Below are 1,855 nucleotides of genomic sequence, written 5' to 3' on the forward strand. Positions count from 1 at the left end.
TTGCTGGCGGCGGCGTACGACCGGTTGCGCAGCGCCGAAAGCATCAAGACCGCGTCGTAATCGCGGTTTCCGCTGACTAGTCCTGATATAGGTTGACACTTTTCAACCGGATAACGCCCGATGAACCTCATCGGGCGTTTTGTATTTCAGCGACAAGTGCGGCCGCCGCGTGTTGTAGAGGTTCACCGACTCCCTGACCATCTTTCTTGCCTGCGCGATATCTTCTGGCCTGCCGAGCAGGTATTCCGTTTTGAGTATCCCGTTTATCCGTTCCGCCAGCGCGTTCTGATAACAGTCATACCCGTCCGTCATCGAGCAGATGACGCCATACTGCTGATGTAACGCCTGATATTCCTGCGAGCAGTACTGGATACCCCTGTCCGAGTGATGCACCAACGGCAACGCCGTGCGTCTGCCGGCCAGTGCCATTTTGAACGCGCAGGCGACATGCCGGGTATGCAGACTGTCATGCACGTGATATCCCACGATTTTTCTCGACCAGGCATCCGTTACCAGGCTGACATACGCCGTCCCCGTTCTCAGCGGCAGGTAGGTGATATCCGCCACCCATACCTGTTCCGGACGGCTGGCTATTACTTGATTGTCTCCCGCTTTTAGCAGGTTGGGATGGCGATAAAAACGATGATGGCTGTGCGTCGTCTTGTGATACGCCCGTTTAGGCATCACCAGTAACCGCGCGCAGCGCAGGATACTGAACAACCGGTCACGGCCCACATGCAACGCCGGTTCGGGGTGTTGCCGCAACAGGTGATGCAGCTTACGTGTCCCCAGTCGGGGTTGGTGCAAGCGGATGGCCGTCACCTGTTCGACGAGATGCCGGGCCTGCTCCTCTTTGCCTGCTTCACGCTGCAGGGACTGATACCACGCTTGTCGGCTGATGCCCATCCATCGGCAGGCCCGCGTTACTGTGAGTCCCGGTACTTGTGTTTGCGCGATAAGGCGGTTAGCTGCTTTTTTGTCAGCGTGGCGCCAAAGTCGGTGTTCATCACTTTGACGACAGCTTCGAAGAACTGGGCTTTGACTTCAGATTCAGCCAGTTGCTGCTCAAGTTCTTTAATACGCTGTTCGGGCGTCAGGGGGAGTTTGGGCATGTTGTCTCCGCACGTTCTGGTGGAAGGAGAAGTTCGCCAGTCAAGTTGACCGTATTTGCGCAGCCAGTTCATGACAGTCTGGCTGCCTTGGATACCGTAGCGATCTTGCGCCTGGCGGTATGTCATCTCGCCTTTTTCGACCTGTTCGACGACAGCCAGTTTAAAGGATAGAGAGTAATCGCGTTGTGTGCGTTTAATATACTGGTTCATCACATTTTCCTCTGTGCGTGAGTAAAATGTGTCAACGCTATTCAGGACGGGTCAATTGCATAAAAAAAGGGCACCGAAGTGCCCCTTTTTTGTGTCGAAAAATTATTCGCGATTAAGCGATAACTTTAGCAACAACACCAGCGCCTACAGTACGGCCGCCTTCACGGATTGCGAAACGCAGACCGTCGTCCATCGCGATTGGGTGAATCAGGGTTACAACCATGTTCACGTTGTCGCCTGGCATTACCATCTCTACGCCTTCTGGCAGTTCGATGGTACCGGTCACGTCAGTAGTACGGAAGTAGAACTGTGGACGGTAACCTTTGAAGAATGGCGTGTGACGACCACCTTCATCTTTGCTCAGGATGTACACTTCAGATTCGAACTGGGTGTGCGGCTTGATGGAGCCTGGTTTAGCCAGTACCTGACCACGTTCGATTTCTTCACGTTTGATACCACGCAGCAGAACACCTACGTTCTCACCAGCACGGCCTTCGTCCAGCAGTTTGCGGAACATTTCAACGCCAGTACAG

Annotated in this window: 1 protein-coding gene and 1 pseudogene; both read right to left on the reverse strand. The window is 54.1% G+C overall.

Annotation, left to right across the window (positions count from 1 at the left end):
• Nucleotides 1–76 precede the first annotated feature (76 nt).
• Nucleotides 77–1,322 (reverse strand): annotated as a pseudogene (locus ACFV9W_RS39070) (IS3 family transposase).
• Nucleotides 1,323–1,434: 112 nt separating this feature from the next.
• A partial coding sequence (locus ACFV9W_RS39075) for an EF-Tu/IF-2/RF-3 family GTPase (protein WP_326844977.1) occupies nt 1,435–1,855 on the reverse strand: 421 nt, incomplete at its 5' end.

It is taken from the genome of Streptomyces sp. NPDC059897 (genome assembly GCF_042730865.1).
GTDB lineage: Bacteria > Actinomycetota > Actinomycetes > Streptomycetales > Streptomycetaceae > Streptomyces.